Origin of the sequence: Xanthomonas indica (genome assembly GCF_040529045.1) — a bacterium.
Lineage (GTDB): Bacteria > Pseudomonadota > Gammaproteobacteria > Xanthomonadales > Xanthomonadaceae > Xanthomonas_A > Xanthomonas_A indica.
Window position 1 is genome coordinate 297318 of the sequence record NZ_CP131914.1, and the last position, 18187, is coordinate 315504.

The window sequence follows — 18187 nt, forward strand, 5'->3', positions numbered from 1 at the left end:
CAACGTAGTGCCTTGGTTCCAATACCGCCTGTCGTCTGCACCCGCCAGGCTGATCCTCTTGCCCCAACCCGTAGGCGACAGCCCGCAGGATGAAATAAAAGTGGCATCAGATCAGCGAAAGTACGGCCACGCGGTTCTCCTGAAACTTGAGTCTGGTGAGACTCTTAGTTCTCACGCGCACCTAAAGTCTGACCAGTACAAGCAGGCATCTTCAGATCAGGGGCTTCCGGTTCTGTATCGCAAAGATGGGCCAAACAACGTTCAAGTCATTGGCAACCTCCAAGAGCTGGAGTCTCCTTGGGTATGGCTAGCCCTTTGTCTCGTCCTCTCGATCGTTGCACCCTACGCGGGACGACTACGGGCGAGGGAGATGGCCAATTGAGTCCATGGCTGCACGAAAATGAGTACTGCCACGAGTAGTTCATCTTTTCAAGCGTTCATCCCCACCCAGTTCAGCAGTCAAGCGGGCTGTCCTGAGGCCATCCGCTTACTTTCACCTACGTGGTCACCTACCATTCGCCCATTGCATTTCCCAACCGCAAAAGTCCAGTTGAGGTAGTTGTGATCGATGCGGAAGACGTGCCGATCGTCCAGCGCGCTGCGGCGGACAGGCGCTGAGCCCCGCTTTCAATACGCACCTCGCACACGCCCGCATGAACTGGAAAGCGATCCTTGCCTATGCCGCGCTGCTGTTCCTTTTCCATTGCGGCGTTGGCTTTTTGAGTGGCCTCTTCGACCTCGGAGGACTGGTCAATGCCTGGACCCTCCTCTCCTTCCTGCTGTGCGCCACGCTTTTCGTGCACCTCGCACTGCGTGTGGCGCAACACCACCTTGCGCATGCCTGCCTTGTCCTGGTCGTCTACGCCGCCGTAGCAGATGTAGTCGCGGCGTTGTTGCCACCAGACCTAGGGGATGTGCCGACCATGTTCGTCATTCTGGAATGGCTGCAGTTGCTCGCTTCCACAGGCTGCGGCTTGCTCATTGGCTGGCTGTTTCGGCGCTCTGCCGATCAACGCAGGCTGCAATAGCTGCAGCCATCGCATGCACCCGCCTCCCGCCAGGAACATGATCAGGTGAAAAAGATGATGAAGATATGGATGAAAATCGTCATGGCAGCCTGCTCGGTAGGCCTTTTACCTGCAGCAGCGCGAGCATCCGAACCGCTTCCGTCCATCACCCGGGCGACGCTGAAGGACTCAGAGAGCGAATACCAACACAGCCCGCTATGCGACAAAGCGGAGCTCACACTATGGACGTGCCAAACGCGCAAGCGGATGTTTTCGCTGTGTTCGTCGAAAGTGGTGAACCGGACGGGTGGCTACCTGCAGTACCGGGCATCGGAGGCGGGCAAGCTGGTCCTGCAATATCCGGCGGCGAAGACATCGCCGGCGGGGCTGTTCACCTACAACACGTTCCCGAACGGTAACGCCTCGATCGAATTCAGCAATGCCGGCTACCGGTACAGCCTGTTCGACCCGCTCAGATCGGGTTCGTCGATCCTGGTCTTACCGCCGGAAACCTCGGAAAAGGCCACGGAGATCGCCTGTGGCCCCAACCAGACGTTGCAGCTCAACTACACCATGCGGCTGATGTACGACGCGGGCGTCTGGGTCGACCCCTGATGTGAAGCGTCCAGAACGCGGCGTCGCTTGCACTTTTCTTGCCGGTGTCGGCGGCGTGCGACGGTCGTGGTGCTTGACGCGGTCGGCCACTTGCTACACTCGGCTCGACTGCCGGGTGCCCTCCGGTGGTCGGACCGATCGGCTCCATTCCCAAAGCCCGCCGCACCGGTCGCCGTCTTTCTCAGAGCCCCGTCCCTCTCCTCGACATTGGTACGACCATGAAACAGGCCATCGTGTTCCTCCTGCTCGCCGTTGTTTCTTCTCCTGTTTTGGCAGCCGGCAGATACTGCGAAGAGTTGAAGGCCGAGCTCACCGCGAAACTCGACGCCCACGGCGTCAAGGACTACACGCTGGAGATCGTCGACAACGCCGACATCAAGGATCGCAAGGTCATCGGCAGTTGTGCGGCGGGAAGCAAGAAGATCGTGTACAGCAAGAACAAGCCGTCAACCTAATGGGCATGCGCGGTCACGTCATGCAAGCAACGTGGTGCGACCCTGCGCAAAGCGTCGTCCTCGCGCATCACAGGAGCGCGCCATGCAGGTAGTGGACCACGAACCGCACGCGTGGTTCCTGCTGCGCGACGGAGAGACGCTGCTGCTCGACGTCAACTGCAGCCATGGCCCGGTCGGTTATACATGGACCATGGCGCTGATTGCCCAGGAAGTAGAGCAATTCCGCGCGCTCGGGCGTGATTTCATCGCGCAGCTCGCCGAGCGCGTGCAGTCGACCGCGCCGGGAGTGTTGGGCAATCGGTCGCCGTATCTGGTTCGCAAAGCGGATGCCGAGACGCGCCAGCGCGTCACCCTGGCGATCAAGGCCTGGAACCAGCGCGACTGACTTCCTGGGCGTTCTACCTGGAAATCAAGGCAGCATTGCCGCTCGTGCCAACAGCAGTGCATAAGCCACACCCAGTAATCGACTGATGCACCCGACCGGCATCGCCGGCGCAAGCCACTCCTTATCGCATGCGGTCCCGCTCTGGCATGATCCACAACAAGCTGGGTCCCCGGAAAGAGAAAGCCGCCATGCATGACATGACCTGGAGCGCTTCCGAGAAAAAGGCAGCCAGAGCACTGTTCGACACGGCGCTTCAACGCGAACTCCAGGCCTATCTCCAAGAGTTTAAACGCAGTGCCGCAAGCATCGACACGCCGGACGCTCTATGGCCCCTGATCGACCAAGCCGTAAAAAGGGAGCGCGAAATCGCTCGGACATACGACTACCGCTATTCTCAGCTCATCCTCGTCTTCGCCGGCCTTTTGCGTCGCGGCATCATTCAAGAAGTGGAAGTAGGCGCGCTTGGTGACGAAAAGGCCAGGCACATCATCGCCCTTGCACGCCTGAAGGTGTGATGTATCCGATCGATAACCGCACTGCCGCCGGCTACGGCACACGATGCGATCCGCCGGCGCTAATTCGCGCCGGAAGGCCTTGTGTTCCGGCATAAGCGGCCACGGATGTGCTGAATTTCGTGGCGATGGGGCCGGCGGCGACGGAACTGCGCGGAACCATCCGTGACAGGCCTTGCCGCCCACGCCGCTCGCCGGTTGATGCGGCGCGCCGCTTCGCCCTTGTCTCGCGGCGTGCGAGGTCGCGCCGCTCCTTGGACTGTAGTAGGTTCGTCGCGTACGGGTCGATGGGCAGACCCCCCGATCCGAAAGCAGGTGCCGATTGCCATGCGTGTATTTCTGGACGACGAGCGAGAGACACCCACGGGATGGACAAGGGCCTATTGGCCGGACGATGTCATCGCACTGCTCCAAACCGGGAATGTACAGGAACTCAGCCTGGACCACGATCTAGGCGACGATGCACGCGGAACCGGGTATGACGTAGTGCTCTGGATCGAGGAGGCAGTGGCACTTCGGTCCTTCGTTCCGCCGAGGATGCACGTCCATTCTGCAAACACTTCCGCGGGAGATAAGATGCGTCTTGGGATCGAGGCGATCGAGCGGATGGCGGCGGAGCGTGGGCACGTGGCTCCACCGTGATGCGACTGACATGCGACTGATCGCCTGCGCATTGCGCGGCGCGCTTCGCACTTGCTGATTCTTCACGCCATATCCTCGTTTTCTACCAGCGACAGCCACAATGACAAAGGATCCGGAAGCTCAACGTCGCAAAGCCATCCGCGAGGCGGCAGAGGACGAAAAGCGTCCACTTGAAGAAGCCGCCCTTCCTCTCCCCAAGGAAACGCTCTGGGCCTTGTTCGATTACTTGAATGAAGCGCTCGCCGACGGCTGCGATCATTCCTTGCGACTCACCACCCAGTTTCTCGCCTCCCGTGATGTTCCGCCGGCGTCAGTCATCCCCTGGCTCGGTGCGCACGGCGGCTTCTGCGATTGCGAAGTGCTTTTCAATGTCGAGGAACGCTGGGGTAAGCAGTGAAGGTGGACGTGGTCTCCAGTACGGCCTGACCACACGGCGGCCACAGAAATCTCCCCATATGCACGTCGACATCACCCACCACGTGGACGCCAGCGAGCCGGACGACGCGGACGGCTACTACTATGCCTACACCCTCTATCGCTTCAGCGACGGCCACAACCAGTTGCTGGCGCGCAGCTACGACGACGAGGCGGACCAGGCGCATTTCCTGAGCATCGAGGTGGGCGGACGCGCGCGGACGATGACCAATGCGGATCTGCGGCATCCCCTGCTCCTGGCCGCCGCGGCGTACCTCGGCGAGGCCGGCAAGCGTAGACTGCGCTGGCTGAGCGGCCGCGGCGACGGGTACGAGCCACTGCCCGGCCAGCCCACCATCGGACCAGCGGAGGCTCCATGAAACGCGTCACCGGGATCGGCGGCATCTTCTTCAAGGCGCAGGATCCGGCCGCACTGCAGGCCTGGTACCAGCGGCACCTCGGCATCGATGTACAAGCCTGGGGCGGCACTGCCTTCGCCTGGAACGACGGCAGCGGCGCACCGGTGACCGGGTCCACCGTCTGGTCGATCGGCGCGGCGGCGCAGGAGCCGCACTTCTCGCCCGGCACAGCCCCTTTCATGATCAATTACCGGGTGCACGATCTGCACGCCCTGGTCGCGGCGCTGCGCGAGGAAGGCTGCCACGTGCTGGACCGCATCGACGAATCCGAATACGGCGCCTTCGCCTGGGTCATCGACCCGGAAGGCAACAAGGTGGAGCTCTGGCAGCCGCCCGCCGGCCAGTAGCGCTGGCCTCGGCCGGTCGGTTGGTCGACCGGTAGCAGCGCACGCCCGACCAACGAGCGTCGAAACCACCCCACGCGCCGGCATCGCCCCCGCGCCGACCGGTGGGCAGGCGCTGCCGACGGGCGGTGCGCGATCTTCGCTCGCCCTGCACCGCCCTGCCACTACTGTCCGCGCTCATTGACCTGATCGGGATCCGCGCCACCGATGAATGCCTCGCTCCCGAATTCCCCCTCGCCCCTGCGCGCGTTCACGGCGCGGGTCCTGGTCGTCATGGCGCTGGGCGCGCTGGCGCTGCTGGCCTGGCAATTGTCGGAGCTGCTGCTGATCGTGTTCGGCGCGGTGGTGGTGGGCGTGCTGCTGCACGGGCTGGCCACGCTGTTGCGCAAGTGGTTGCCGCTGCCGGAGTGGGCGGCGCTGGCGCTGGTGATCCTGGTGCTGGTGCTGGCGTTGTCGGCCATCGTGCTGCTGTTCGGCGCCGAGGTCGCCGCGCAGATCGACACCTTCCGCGCGACCTTGCCGGCAGCCTGGAACAAGTTCCATGCGTGGCTGCAGTCCGGCCCGCTGGGGCCGCAGATCGAGCGCATCCCCGACCAGTTGCGCGACGGCGCCTCGACCCTGGCCACGCACGCCGGCGCGATCGTGCTGTCGGCCGGTGGCGGCGTCACCGACGCGGTGCTGATGATGGTCGGCGGGCTGTACCTGGCCGCGCAGCCGACGCTGTATCGGCAGGGCCTGCTGCACCTGCTGCCGCGCGACCGTCGCGGCGTCGCCGACGAGGCGCTGACCGCCAGCGGCCAGGCGCTGCGTGCGTGGTTGACCGGGCAATTGCTGGCGATGGCGGTGATCGGCACCCTGACCGGCATCGGCCTGTGGTTGCTGGGCGTGCCGGTGGCGCTGGGCATCGGCCTGTTGACCGCGCTGCTGGACTTCATCCCCATCGTCGGCCCGATCGTGGCCGCGATCCCGGCGATCCTGCTGGGTTTCACCGTCAGCCCGCAGGTGGCGCTGGGCGCGCTGCTGCTGTTCGTGGTGCTGCAGCAACTCGAGGGCCACGTGCTGCAGCCGTTGATCCAGGCACGTGCGGTCGACCTGCCGCCGGCGTTGCTGCTGTTCTCGCTGTTCGGCATCGGCGTGCTGTTCGGGCCGATGGGCGTGGTGCTGGCGGCGCCGCTCACCGTGGTGCTCTACGTGCTGGTCAAGCGCCTGTACGTGCAACATGCGCTGGGCGATGCCGAAGGGGCGGACGGGGCCGGAAAGCCCGCCTGACCGGCGCTGCCGCATCCCGTCCGGCACCCCATGATGTCGACCGGCCCGCAGGATCCGCAGCGCGACCTGGCCGACACCTTGCACGGTGCCGCCGCGCACGACGACAGGGGCCACGCCTGGCTCGGGCACGACGCCGGGCAGATCGCCGACATGCAGCACCGGTTCCAGACGTGTCTGACGGCGCTGGCCGTGTGCCTGGGCGAGGCGCCGCTCGGCCCGGCGCCGAGCGCGACCATCGCCAATGGGGCGGCGGCGCGCGACGATTCGGGACGGTACGCCGCGCTGTGCGAACAGGGCTTTGGGGTCCATCCCGCTCGCTGAACCGAAGCGAGCGCCGCGCTCGATCCATCTCGACATCCGCGCCGGGTCGCTCCCGCGATACGGCCGCTGAACGCGAGTCCGGCACTGGGACCGGCTCGCTTTGACTTGTCATTCACGCGGCCCACACTGGCGGGTGCCTTTCCCTCGCCCGATGACACCGTGAAGAAGCCGCCTCAGGATCCCGCGTCCACCACCGCCGACACCGACACCACTCCCGAAAACCCGCAACGCCGGCGCCTGCTCGGTGGCCTGGCCCTGGCCGGCAGCGCCCTGGCGCTTGGCGGCCCCGCCGAGGCCCAGGCCGCGACCGCCAAGCGCGCGCCCGCGCGTGCGCTGTCGGCGACGGCGCTGGATCGGCAACTGCGGCAGAAGATCGAGCACGTGGTGGTGATCTACGCCGAGAACCGCAGCTTCAACAACCTGTTCCCGGAGTTCCCCGGGCTGCAGCAGCCGCTGTCCAAGGTGACGCCGGCACAGGCGCGGCAGCTGGACCGCGACGGCAGCGTGCTCGACATCCTGCCGCCGATCTGGGGCGGCCTGGCGCCGGACGAACAGGTGGTGGCGCATCGCCGCTACAAGATTGGCGAGGACGCGATCGGGCCGCTGCCCAATGCGCCGTTCGCGCTGCGCACGCCCGACGGCCAACTGCTGCCGCACGGCATCGTGACCCGCGACCTGGTGCATCGCTTCTACGAGAACCAGATGCAGATCAACGGCGGCCGCAACGACGGCTTCGCCGCGTGGAGCGACGCCGGCGGGCTGGTGATGGGCCACTACGGCGATGCGCCGGCCACGCTGCGGCTGTGGAGCCTGGCCCGCGAGTACACGCTCTGCGACAACTTCTTCATGGGCGCGTTCGGCGGCTCGTTCCTCAACCACCAGTACCTGATCGCCGCGCAGGCGCCGTACTACCCCAAGGCCGACAGCAGCCCGGCACGGACGCAGATCAGCGTGCTGGCCAGCGACCGTCCCGACGAGATCCGCCTGGCGGTGCAGGACGATTCGCCGGGCACCGCGCTCAACGGCCGCCCGCGCTTCGTGCGCAACGGCGCGCTGACCCCGGATTTCTGGGCGATCAACACCCTGAGCCCGCCGTTCCAGCCCAGCACCAGCCAGGACCCGGCGCGCCCGGACTACGCCGACCCCAACAGCCCCAACACGCTGCCGCCGCAGACCCACCGCCACATCGGCGACGCGCTCGACGCCAAGGGCGTGGACTGGGCCTGGTACGCTGGCGGCTGGGGGCTGGCGGTGCAGGGCAAGGGCGACACCGGCGACACCAGCGAGTTCCCGGGCAGTCCCAACTTCCAGATCCACCACCAGCCGTTCAACTACTTCGCCAACCTCGCCCCCGGCACGCCGGCGCGGGCACGCCACCTGCGCGACGGCGGCCTGGGCGACAGCGCCCCGCAGAACCGCTTCCTCGCCGACGTGCAGGCCGGCACGCTGCCGCCGGTGACCTTCTACAAGCCGCAGGGCAACCTCAACATGCACGCCGGCTACTCCGACGTGGCCGCCGGCGATCGCCACATCGCGATGGTGGTGGACGCGCTGCGCAACAGCCCGCTGTGGGACAAGACCGTCGTGTTCATCACCTTCGACGAGAACGGTGGCTGGTGGGATCACGTGGCGCCGCCCAAGGCCGACCGCTGGGGCCCCGGCTCACGCATCCCGGCGCTGGTGGTGTCGCCGTATGCCAAGCGCGGCCATGTCGACCACAGCGTCTACGACACCGGCTCGATCCTGCGCTTCATCACCCGCCGCTTCGGCCTGGAGCCGCTGCCGGGCCTGGTCGAGCGCGAACGCGCGATGCACGCCGCCAGCGGCGTGGTGCCGGGCGATCTCACCGCCGCGCTGGACCTGGGCTGAGCCCGCGCCAGCGCGGGCACACGCGTCGCCCGCCGCTGGCCGGCCCCGCCGCCACGCCGTGGCGCGATCAGGCGGCGTGGAACGTGCCAGCGCCGCGTTGCCGACGGAACAACAGCAGCGTGCAGGCCAGGCCGATCAGCGCCGCCAGCGACAGCCACAAGGCCGGCGCGGCGCGGCTATGGGTGGTGTGGATCAGCCAGGTGGACACCGCCGGGGTGAAGCCGCCCATCGTCGCGGTGGCCAGGCTGTAGGCCAGCGAGAAGCCGGTGGTGCGTACCTCCGCCGGCATCACCTCGGTCAGCGCCACCACCATCGCACCGTTGTAGGCGCCGTACAGCAGCGACAGCCACTCGCCGACCAGCAACAGCCGCACGAACGAAGGCGCATCGACCAGCCACTGCAGCGCCGGCCACACCGTCAGCAACATGGCCACGCTGGCGAACACCAGCAGCGGCTTGCGGCCGATGCGGTCGCTCAGCGCGCCCATCACCGGCAGCCACACGAAGTTGGACAGGCCGATGCAGCCGGTCACCACCAGGCTGTCGAGCTCGCTCAGGTGCAATTCGGCGCGGCCGTAGGTCGGCATGTAGGCGGTGATCAGGTAGAACGACACGGTGGTCATCATCACCATGCCCACGCCGGCCAGGATCAGCCCGACATTGGCGCGCAGCGAGCGCGCGATGCCGGCCAGGTCCGGCGCCTGGCGCGCGGCGAACTCGGGGGTTTCCTGCAGCGAGCGGCGGATCAGGAAGATCAGCGGCACGATCAGGCTGCCAATGGCGAACGGCACGCGCCACCCCCAGCTGTCCATCACGCTATCGGACAGCAGCGCATGCAGGGCCACGCCGAGCGCGGCGGCGAACACTACCGCCACCTGCTGGCTGGCCGACTGCCAGGCCACGTAGAAGCCGCGCCGGCCCGGCGTGGCGATCTCGGCCAGATACACCGATACGCCGCCCAATTCGGCGCCAGCGGAGAAGCCCTGCAGCAGGCGGCCGAGCAGCACCAGCAGCGGCGCCAGCATGCCGATGGTGCCGTAGCCGGGGACGAAGGCGATCAGCAGCACGCCGGCCGACATCAGCCCCAGGGTCAGGATCAGGCCCTTTCGGCGGCCGTGCCGGTCGATGTAACCGCCCAGCACCAGCGCGCCGATCGGCCGCATCAGGAAACCGGCGCCGAACGTGGCCAGCGACAGCATCAGCGAGGCGAACGCGCTGTGCGACGGGAAGAACGCATGGCCGATGGCCGTGGCATAGAAACCATAGACCATGAAGTCGTACATCTCGAGGAAGTTGCCGGTGACCACGCGGAACACGGCGGCGGCGCCGTGCGGCGCGGCCTCGGCGGCGGCTGGGGGCGTAGCGGAAGAGGCCATCGATCGAAGTCTGCTGGAGAAGAAAAGGCGCCGCCGCGCGATGGTGTGCGACATCGGCGGCGGCGCGCGTGGCAACGGTACAACACGTCGCGTGCGCATGCCGCCACGAAGCGGCACGCCGCTACGTGCGGGTTAATGCATGGCGGTCCGAGGGCGCGGCTCGTGGACACGCGCGATTGCAACGCCGGGATGCGCCGCGACACGCCGGCAATGCGCGCAAGTGCCGATACCGGCGTTGATCCGTCCCGGGCATCGGCACGATGCTTCGGCGCAACCAACTCCACCGAACCTGGCGCGCACATACAGTCGACGACACCACCACCCCGAATCGGTAGGCTGCAGGCTGGTCCTGCCCCAAGGAAGCGCCACCGATGCCTGCCCTTCGACCGCTGCATCTCGGCGTGATCGCCGACACCCACGGCCTGCTGCGGCCCGAGGCGCTGGAGGCGCTGCGCGGTTGTGCGGCCATCGTGCATGCCGGCGACATCGGCAAAGCCGACGTACTGGAGGCGCTGCGGGCACTGGCGCCGCTGCACGCGATCCGCGGCAACATCGATACCGCGCCGTGGGCGCAGGCGCTGCCCGAGACCCTGGACCTGGACATCGAGGGCGTGCGCCTGCACGTGCGCCACGACCTGAAGACGCTGGACCACGTCGCCGACGGCGTGGACGTGGTGATCAGCGGCCACTCGCACATGCCGTCGCTGCAGACCCGCGATGGCGTGCTCTATCTCAACCCCGGCAGCGCCGGCCCGCGCCGCTTCCGCCTGCCGATCAGCCTCGGCCACCTGTATCTGACCGCGACCGGCCCGCGCGGCGAGTTGCAGACCCTGGGCTAGCGCAGGCGCGCGTCCCGCGCTGTCGGCGCACGGATGCCCCGCGTGCGGCGGACAGGCGGCGGACACGCGCGATCTTCGCTACAGTGGGCGCGGGGAGGCGTGCGGCCAGCGGATGGGCGTGGCGGCGCCAGGATGCGACAGCGCGAAGGGGAGCGAGCATGCGCAAGGGATGGAACGTGTTCGGCAAGGTCGGCCTCGGCCGCATGACCAAGGACGAGTACCAGGCCAACCTCAACGGCCTGAACATGTTCTTCAGCGCCGTCCTGGGCCTGGTGCTCACCGGCACCGAACGTCTCAGTGCCTGGCAGTTCGGCGTGGCGCTGGCCGTGCTCGCCAGCCTGGTCATCTCGATCCTGTTCATTTCCAGCAGCCGGCACCGGGTGGCCTACGCGATCTACACCCTGGTGATGGCGCTGCTGCTGCCGAAGGTGATCGACGTGATGCTCAAGGGGCACGACCTGCTGCCGGACAAGGTGCAGCCGACGCTGATCGTGTGGACCATGATGACCATCATGGTGGAGTTCTGGGGCCGCGAGAAGCACGCCGAACCCGCTGCCGCGACGGCCGCGGACCGCACGCGCGGCTAGGCCGCGCGCGGGCGCGAATACACGTCGCGCAACGTTGCGATGGCGACGCGCCGCCTCACCAATCGGTCGGCGCGTAGTCCTTGAGGAACTGGCCCCACACGTGCTCGCCGGTGTTGAAGCCGTGGATGATCGGATCGACGATGCGCGCGGCGCCGTCGACGATGTCCAGCGGCGGATGGAAGCGCTCTTCCTGCACCTTGCGCGCGGCGATCTCGGCCGGATCCTCGTCGGTGACCCAGCCGGTGTCCACGCTGTTCATGTGGATGCCGTCGTTCTGGTAATCGGCCGCAGAGGTGCGGGTCATCATGTTCAACGCGGCCTTGGCCATGTTGGTGTGCGGATGCCGGGTGGTCTTGAAGTTGCGGTAGAACTGCCCCTCCATCGCCGACACGTTGACGATGTGCTTGTCGCGCTCGGGCGTGCGCAGCATCAGCGGCTTGAGCCGCGCGTTGAGGACGAACGGCGCGACCGCGTTGACCAGTTGCGTCTCCAGCAGCTCCACCGACGACACTTCGTCCAGCAGCAGGCGCCAGGAGTTGCGCCCGCGCAGGTCCACCTGCTGCAGGTCCTGGTCCAGGCGTCCTTCCGGGAACAGGTGCTGCTGGGCGAGCAGGTCGTCGGCCAGCAGCGGCACCTGCGACAGTTCCGCGGCGCGCAGCAGACCGTCGGCACCGGCGCGTCCATTGCCGGCCCCGGCCGGCAGCGTGTTCCCCCCGGACGGCAGCAGGTCGGGGCCACGCAGGCCTTCGTACTGGCCCACCAGCCGGCGCACGTGTTCGGGCAGCTCGTGCAGCGCGGCGGTCTCGCCGGCCAGCATGTGCGCGTAGAACTGCGGCGGCCGACGCACGGTCTGGCAGGCGTTGTTGACGATGAAATCCAGGCGCGTGCGGGTGGCCAGCAGTTCGCTGCAGAACGCCTCGACGCTGGGCGTGTGGCGCAGGTCCAGCCCGTACACCTGCAGGCGGTGGCCCCATTCGGCGAAATCCGGCTCCTGCGCGTAGCGCGCCGCCGAGTCGCGCGGGAAGCGCGTGGTCACGATCAGCTCGGCGCCGGCGCGCAGCAGCTTGAGCCCGGCCTGGTAGCCGATCTTGACCCGGCCGCCGGTGAGCAGCGCCACGCGCCCGCGCAGGTCCGCGGTCTCGGTGCGCTTGACGTAGTTCAACTCCGCGCAGGGCGGGCACATCTGGTCGTAGAAGTGGTGCAGCTCGGTGTACTTCTGCTTGCACACGTAGCAGTGGCGCAGTTCGGGCGAGTGCGCTGCCGGCTCGGCCGCCGCGGCCTGCGCGTGGATCAGCGCTTCCGGCGTGTGCGGCGGGAAATAGTTCGGCGTGCTGAACACCGGCTTGCGCCGCAGCGCGCGGATGCCGGTCTGCGCCAGCAACTCCTCGGCCTTGCGCACCTTCTCCTGGTGGCGCTCGCGCGCCTGTTCCTTGAGCAGCTTGCGCCGCGCCTTGGGTTCGGGGTTGAAGACCTGGGCGACCACCTGCAGCAGGCGCACCCGCTCGGCCTCCGGCACGGCATCGAGCACGCGCCGGTCGGCGGCGATGGCCTCGAGCAGGTCCAGGGCGATGCGCAGGCGCTCGGCCAGGGGCAGGTCGTCGGGCGAAACAGGGGCAGTGGCGTTCAAGACAGATCCGGGATGGGCAACGGCGAGCCGCGGCAGAGCGCCGGCACGATGCCGACAGGGCAGCACGCAGCCCGGATGCGCCACCTCCCGCCAAGGCGGCGGACAGCGGCGGCTCGGGCCGCGGCGGGCCGGAGGAACCGGCCACCCGGGCATTTTCGCCGATCCGGGGCCTGCGATCCACGCGCCGTGCGATCGCCGTGCCCGGCACCCGCCCAGGAGCCAGGCCGGGACCGCTCAGCGCGCCGGTGCGGTCGCGAACTCGCCGCGCTGCAGCCGGGCCACGTCGTTGCCCTGCGCATCCTTGGCCTGCAGATCGGCGCCCTTGGCCGCGAGTTCCTTCAGCACCTCGGTGCGCTGGAACAGGGCCGCGTACATCGCCGCGGTCTGCCCGGCGTTGTTGCGCTGGTCCGGCGCGCAATCGGCCTGCATCAGCCGCTTGGCGATGCTCAGTTCGCCCTTGAAGATCGCGCCCATCAGCGCGGTGTTGCCACGCTTGTCCTGCGCGCAGGGATCGGCACCGGCGCGTAGCAACTGCTCCACCGCCGCCTGCTGCCCGTGGTAGGCGGCCAGAATCAACGCGGTATAGCCCTTGTCGTCGCGGGTATCGAGGTCGTAATGGGCACGGATGAATTCGGCCAGCATGTCCTGGCGGCCCTGCCGCGCGGCATCGAAGAAATAGGTGCGCAATTGCGCCTGCACCGCGGCCGGATCGGGGGCCGCAGGCGCGGCCGGTGCCGCGGCGGCCGTGGCGCTCACCGCCAGACCGAGCAGGAAGAGAACAACACGACGCATAGTGATCTCCGCAAGAAGATGCGCGGCGCGGCGATAGCGCCGCCGCCGCGCGTGGGACGCATCAATCCTGCAACTGCGCAGCCAGTTGCTTGACCCGCGCCAGGTCGCCCTTGGCCACCCGCGCCACGCCGCTGCCGTAGGCCGGATCGGCCTTGTACAGGAACGAGAGCATGATGTGCTTGCTCGCGTCGTCGGTGCCGGCCAGCGATTCGCCGAAGCTCTGGATCAGGTCCTGCTGCTCCTTCTTGCTGTAGCTGCGGAACAACTCGCCGGCCTGCTTGAAGTTCTGCTCACGCGTGATCTTGGCCTGCTGGGTGGTGCCGGACAGCGGCAACTGGCTGTAGCGCGCGTTCGGATCCTGCGGCCGCGGGCTGAGCCGGCTCGGCTCGTAGTTCACGCCGCTGCTGGTGCTGCCGGCGTTCATCGCGCCATCCTGGTTGCCGTTGTTGACCGCCACGCGCGGCCGGTTCACCGGCAGGCTCAGGCCATTGGTGCCGACGCGGTACAACTGCGTGTCGGCGTAGGAGAAGATGCGCCCCTGCAGCAGGCGGTCTTCCGACGGCTCGATGCCCGGCACCAGGTTGGCCGGCGCCATCGCCACCTGCTCGGTCTCCTGGAAGAAGTTGTCCACGTTCTTGTTCAACACCATCTGCCCGATCTTGCGCTCGGGCACGCCCGGCCAGATCTTGGTGGCGTCCAGCGGATCGAAGTCGAACTTGGCCAGATCCTCGGGCGCGAGCACCTGGATGTACAGGTCCCACTTCGGATAGTCGCCACGCTTGATCGCGCCGACCAGGTCATTGGTCAGGTGGCTGTAGTCCTTGCCCTGCACCGCCACCACCTGCTGCGGATCCAGGTTCTTGAGGCCCTGCAGGCTCTTCCAGTGGAACTTGACGTAGTGCACCTGGCCCTGCGCGTTGACCAGCTTGTAGGCATGCACGCCGTTGCCGTCCATGAAGCGGTAGCCGGCCGGCGTGCCTTCGTTGGAGTACAGCAGGGTCAGCGTGCGGGTCGCCTCGGGCACGTGCGAGAAGAAATCGAAGCGGCGCGCATCGTCATCGAGGTTGGTGCGCGGGTCCGGCTTGAACGCGTGCACCATGTCCGGGAACTTGATCGCGTCGCGGATGAAGAAGGTCGGGAAGTTGTTGCCGACCAGGTCCCAGTTGCCTTCGCTGGTGTAGAACTTGGTGGCGAAGCCGTGCGGATCGCGCAGCGTTTCCGGCGAATGGTTGCCGTGTACCACCGAGGAGAAACGCACGAACACCGGCGTGGTGGTACCCGGCGCGAACACCTTGGCCTTGCTCAGGTCGGAGATGTCGGCGGTGGCGGTGAACTCGCCATGCACGCCGGTGCCGCGCGCGTGCACCACGCGCTCGGGGATGCGCTCGCGGTCGAAGCGCTGCAGCTTCTGGATCAGTTGCACGTCCTGCAGCAGCGTCGGGCCGTTGGGCCCGGCGGTCTGCGAGTTCTGGTTGTCGCCCACCGGTGCGCCGTTGTCGCGGGTGAGCGTGGACTGTGCGGCGCTGGCCGACAGGATCAGGGAAGGCGACAACAGGACTAGCAACAACAGGGATCCAGGGCGCATGGCGTCGGCTCGCGTGAAGGGAGCTGCAGCATGGCGGCAGTGCGGCGCACAGAACATTCGTTCCTTGCAATCGATGCCATCGACGCGGCCAATCATGCACGCGCACTGTGATCGCGACCGTTGCAGGAGCGCGCATTCCGTTGCAGCGACAGCGCAGCTGCAGCGTCAATCAACGGCGATGCCGGTGCAGATCGGCCGCAAAATGTAGACATGCGCGAAGGGCATCGGCAGCATCGACACCTGGCGATGCGCTCGCACGCGCACCGCGGCGCGATGCCGCGTCGGCATTGCCGCGATGGCGACGCTAGCGCTTCGCGCTCAGCGCGCGGCTACGATTGGCGAACAGCGCTTGATCGGCACGGCTGTAGGCGTCGCGCTGCACGGCCGCGTCGATCCCGCGCTGGAAGTCGGCGCGGAAGCCCGGCTCGGTGATGCGCTGGGCGATCAGGAACACCGCGTGCGCCGTCTCGGCGCCGACCGCCTGCGCGTCGGGAAAGCCCTGGCGCCGGATCAGCTCGGTCAGGCGCTCCTGGCTTTCCTTCTGCGCCATCCGCACCTCGCGCGCGAACGCGCGCAGCGACACGGTATCGTGCTGCAGCCGCTGCGGCGTGTAGTCCCGTTTGAGATCGGCGCGCGCCTGCGCGTCGTCGCTGATCAACTGCAGCAGTTGCGTACGGTAGGCCGGATTGGCCGGCGCTGCCGCCGCGGTGTCTTCTGTCGGTGCGCCTGTCGGCTGCGCCACGGCGATGCCCGCCAGCATGCACAACGCCGCTCCGAACGCCCACTGTCTGGCGATTCGCATGATCATTCCCCCCCCTGTCGCCCGCGATACTAGACCAGCGCGCGCGGCCTGTCCGCGCTGCGGCGGCAACCGCACGGCATCGCCGCCACTGCGATGCCGACTTGGCGCACGGCGTCACATCGCCAGCCCAACCGGCGTCACATCCGTTAGCCGATCACCCGCTTGAACGGCGGCAACGCATCGATGATGCGTTTGCCGTAGCGCTTGGTCAGCAGCCGCGAATCGAGAATGATCACGCGGCCGTGGTCGTCGGCGGTGCGGATCAGGCGGCCGGCGAACTGGGTCAGGGTGCGCAGCGCGTGCGGCACCGCGATCAGGTTGAAGGCGTTGAGGCCGCGGCTCTCGAACCATTCGCCGAGCGTGGCGGTCTGCGGATCGGTCGGCACCGCGAACGGCACCTGGGTGATGACCACCGTGGTGCAGGCCTCGCCTGGCAGGTCCAGGCCCTCGCCGAAGGAATTGAGGCCGAACAGCACCGAGCCTTCGCCGGCGGCGATGCGGCGCATGTGCTCGCCGATCATCTGCGACTTGGAGCCATCACCCTGCACGAGCACGCGGTTGCGCTGCGCGATCGGCAGCAGGTCGGCCACCTTGAGCATCTTCCAGCGCGAGGTGAACAGCACGATCGAGCCCTTGCCCCAGTCCAGCTCGCGCACCAGGTAGCGCGCCACCTCGCGCGGATGGCCCTCGCGGTCGTCCGGCGCCACCGGGAACGCCGGCACGATCAGTTCGGCCTGGTTGGGCAGGTCGAACGGCGAGGACAGCGACACCATCTCGGCATGCGCGGGCAGGCCGTTGTCGATCGCCAGCGCCTGGAAATCGCCGCCGCCGGTGAGCGTGGCCGAGGTCAGCACGGCCGCGTCCACCTCGCTCCACAGCAGCGAGCGCAGCACCTGCGCCGCCGACACCGGCGAGCAATGGCAGATCAGGTCGGCATCGCGCGAGGCGGTGATCCAGCGCGCCATCGGCGGCTGCCCGTCCTGGTCCTCGCGGCGCCAGCCCAGCCACAGCGCGTACTGCTGCTCGACCATCTCCAGGGCCATGCCCAGGTTGCGCTGCAGGCGCTCCTTGGCCGCATCCTCCTGCTTGGACTTGGCCGCCATCTGGTGCGCGGCCTGCACCCAGTTCAGCAGCGCCCCGGTGTCCTGCGCCTGCGCGTCGATCAGCGGCTTCCAGTCCTCGGGCAGGCGACCGTTGGGCGCGCGCCACATCGGTTCGTCCTGGCCCGGCTCCGGCACCCACACCCGCTCGATCTCGGCGCGGAACGCCTTCAGGCCCTTGGCCACCTGCGCGGCCAGTTCGACCGCCTCGTTGGGCAACTGGTTGCCGATGCGGTCCTTGTCGGCCAGCCGGTAGGCGGCGCCGACCAGCGCCTGCAGGCGGCCGGTGCGCCGCGCCATCTCGTCCAGTGGCAGATTGGCCGCGCCCTGGTCGATGGCGACGCCGGCGATGTGGTGGCCCTCGTCGAGCACCAGCAGCATGTCCGACGGCGGCGCGATCAGCGGCTGGCCGTTGTCGCTGTCGCCCAGCGACAGCGCCGACAGCAGCAGGGCGTGGTTGGTGACCACGATCTGCGCATCGCGCACCTCGCCGCGCGCCTTCAGCACCGGGCACTGCACCGCGAACGAGCAGCGCCGGCCGGCGCAACCGGCGGCATTGGTGGTGATGCGCGCGCGCAGCGAAGGCGGCACCGGCTCCGGCGCGGCGTCCAGGTCGCCGTTCCAGGTCCTGTCGGCATAGGCCTTGGCCAGCGCCCGCGCCTGTTCGGCCTCGGCCGGGCTCAGCGGGCGGTCGTACAGCGGCGCCTCGTCCTCGAACATGCTGTCCTGCGCGGCTTCGCCATGCAGCTCGGCCACGTTGCGCGTGCACAGGTAACGGGTGCGGCCCTTGGCCAGGGCCACCGTGGCCTCCAGCCCGGTCGCCTTGAGGAAGGCCGGGATGTCGCGCTCGACCAGCTGCGACTGCAACGCCACCGTGCCAGTGCTGATCACCAGCTTCTTCTTGCTGGCCAGTGCGATCGGCACGCCGGCGGTCAGATAGCCCAGGCTCTTGCCGACGCCGGTGGGCGCCTCGGCCACGCCCACCCCGCCGGACGTCCCCAGCGCGCGCGAGACCACGCCGATCATCTGGCTCTGCGCGCGGCGCACGCGGAAGCCCGGCGTATTGGCCTGCAGCTTGGCGTAGGCATCGCGGATGGCCAGCTTGACCGGTTCGGTGAGCTGGCGCGGGGACGGGCCGGACGCGGGCGGCGTCGACGGCGAAGGGGACTCGGTCATCCCGACATTTTCTCACGTCCCGTCGCAAGGACTGAAACGCGGGAACTGAACG

The 18187-nt window shown here is 67.9% G+C and carries 20 protein-coding genes; 14 read left to right on the forward strand and 6 right to left on the reverse strand.

Features of this window, described 5'->3' with window-relative positions; translation table 11 throughout:
• The first annotated feature begins 653 nt into the window (after window positions 1-653).
• From Q7W82_RS01220 to acpA, 12 genes are all read left to right on the forward strand, one after another.
• Entirely contained in the window at window positions 654-1028 is a 375-nt protein-coding gene (locus Q7W82_RS01220) for a hypothetical protein (RefSeq protein WP_242159225.1), read from the forward strand.
• Between the two features lie 54 nt (window positions 1029-1082).
• Window positions 1083-1622 carry a hypothetical protein gene (locus tag Q7W82_RS01225; RefSeq protein WP_242159278.1) on the forward strand — a complete coding sequence of 180 codons (540 nt, stop codon included), beginning with the start codon at window positions 1083-1085 and terminating at the stop codon, window positions 1620-1622.
• Window positions 1623-1840: 218 nt separating this feature from the next.
• Complete coding sequence (locus tag Q7W82_RS01230; RefSeq protein ID WP_242159224.1) at window positions 1841-2077, forward strand: DUF1161 domain-containing protein; 237 nt, start codon at window positions 1841-1843, stop codon at window positions 2075-2077.
• 82 nt (window positions 2078-2159) lie between these two features.
• Window positions 2160-2462: a hypothetical protein gene (locus tag Q7W82_RS01235; RefSeq protein ID WP_242159223.1), complete on the forward strand. Its 303-nt coding sequence runs from the start codon at window positions 2160-2162 to the stop codon at window positions 2460-2462.
• Window positions 2463-2608: 146 nt separating this feature from the next.
• A complete protein-coding gene (locus Q7W82_RS01240) occupies window positions 2609-2977 on the forward strand; it encodes a hypothetical protein (RefSeq protein ID WP_242159222.1) in 369 nt (122 codons plus the stop codon).
• Between the two features lie 324 nt (window positions 2978-3301).
• On the forward strand, window positions 3302-3616 hold the full coding sequence (locus Q7W82_RS01245) for a cyclic-phosphate processing receiver domain-containing protein (RefSeq protein ID WP_353949506.1): 315 nt from the start codon (window positions 3302-3304) through the stop codon (window positions 3614-3616).
• 100 nt (window positions 3617-3716) lie between these two features.
• On the forward strand, window positions 3717-4013 hold the full coding sequence (locus Q7W82_RS01250) for a DUF2695 domain-containing protein (protein WP_242159221.1): 297 nt from the start codon (window positions 3717-3719) through the stop codon (window positions 4011-4013).
• 58 nt (window positions 4014-4071) lie between these two features.
• Complete coding sequence (locus Q7W82_RS01255; protein ID WP_242159220.1) at window positions 4072-4410, forward strand: hypothetical protein; 339 nt, start codon at window positions 4072-4074, stop codon at window positions 4408-4410.
• Window positions 4407-4796, forward strand: a complete 390-nt coding sequence (locus tag Q7W82_RS01260; RefSeq protein WP_017907682.1) for a VOC family protein — start codon at window positions 4407-4409, stop codon at window positions 4794-4796. Before Q7W82_RS01255 ends, Q7W82_RS01260 begins: the two co-directional genes overlap by 4 nt.
• Before the next feature lie 270 nt (window positions 4797-5066).
• A complete protein-coding gene (locus Q7W82_RS01265) occupies window positions 5067-6062 on the forward strand; it encodes an AI-2E family transporter (RefSeq protein ID WP_242159277.1) in 996 nt (331 codons plus the stop codon).
• A gap of 33 nt (window positions 6063-6095) precedes the next feature.
• Window positions 6096-6383 carry a hypothetical protein gene (locus tag Q7W82_RS01270; protein WP_242159219.1) on the forward strand — a complete coding sequence of 96 codons (288 nt, stop codon included), beginning with the start codon at window positions 6096-6098 and terminating at the stop codon, window positions 6381-6383.
• A 159-nt stretch (window positions 6384-6542) separates the two neighbouring features.
• Entirely contained in the window at window positions 6543-8252 is a 1710-nt protein-coding gene (gene acpA, locus Q7W82_RS01275; protein ID WP_242159218.1) for an acid phosphatase, read from the forward strand.
• Between the two features lie 67 nt (window positions 8253-8319).
• On the opposite strand, the gene Q7W82_RS01280 is transcribed toward acpA, so the two are convergent.
• Window positions 8320-9627: an MFS transporter gene (locus tag Q7W82_RS01280; RefSeq protein WP_242159217.1), complete on the reverse strand. Its 1308-nt coding sequence runs from the start codon at window positions 9625-9627 to the stop codon at window positions 8320-8322.
• Window positions 9628-9998: 371 nt separating this feature from the next.
• On the opposite strand from Q7W82_RS01280, the gene Q7W82_RS01285 reads away from it, so the two are divergent.
• Together Q7W82_RS01285 and Q7W82_RS01290 are read left to right on the forward strand one after the other, a co-directional pair.
• Window positions 9999-10466: a metallophosphoesterase family protein gene (locus Q7W82_RS01285; RefSeq protein WP_242159216.1), complete on the forward strand. Its 468-nt coding sequence runs from the start codon at window positions 9999-10001 to the stop codon at window positions 10464-10466.
• Between the two features lie 158 nt (window positions 10467-10624).
• Window positions 10625-11053, forward strand: a complete 429-nt coding sequence (locus Q7W82_RS01290; RefSeq protein ID WP_242159215.1) for a hypothetical protein — start codon at window positions 10625-10627, stop codon at window positions 11051-11053.
• Window positions 11054-11108: 55 nt separating this feature from the next.
• Here Q7W82_RS01290 and Q7W82_RS01295 read toward each other — a convergent pair whose 3' ends face one another.
• The 5 genes from Q7W82_RS01295 to dinG all read right to left on the reverse strand — a co-directional run bounded on the left by Q7W82_RS01295 (window position 11109) and on the right by dinG (window position 18135).
• The gene (locus Q7W82_RS01295; RefSeq protein WP_242159214.1) at window positions 11109-12680 is read right to left on the reverse strand and encodes an SDR family oxidoreductase; all 1572 of its coding nucleotides are present in this window, start codon (window positions 12678-12680) and stop codon (window positions 11109-11111) included.
• 234 nt (window positions 12681-12914) lie between these two features.
• On the reverse strand, window positions 12915-13472 hold the full coding sequence (locus Q7W82_RS01300) for an ankyrin repeat domain-containing protein (RefSeq protein WP_160946774.1): 558 nt from the start codon (window positions 13470-13472) through the stop codon (window positions 12915-12917).
• Window positions 13473-13533: 61 nt separating this feature from the next.
• Window positions 13534-15057: a catalase KatB gene (gene katB / locus Q7W82_RS01305; protein WP_242159213.1), complete on the reverse strand. Its 1524-nt coding sequence runs from the start codon at window positions 15055-15057 to the stop codon at window positions 13534-13536.
• A gap of 304 nt (window positions 15058-15361) precedes the next feature.
• The gene (locus Q7W82_RS01310) at window positions 15362-15859 is read right to left on the reverse strand and encodes a hypothetical protein (RefSeq protein ID WP_242159212.1); all 498 of its coding nucleotides are present in this window, start codon (window positions 15857-15859) and stop codon (window positions 15362-15364) included.
• 146 nt (window positions 15860-16005) lie between these two features.
• Window positions 16006-18135: an ATP-dependent DNA helicase DinG gene (gene dinG / locus Q7W82_RS01315; RefSeq protein ID WP_242159211.1), complete on the reverse strand. Its 2130-nt coding sequence runs from the start codon at window positions 18133-18135 to the stop codon at window positions 16006-16008.
• Window positions 18136-18187: the final 52 nt, after the last annotated feature.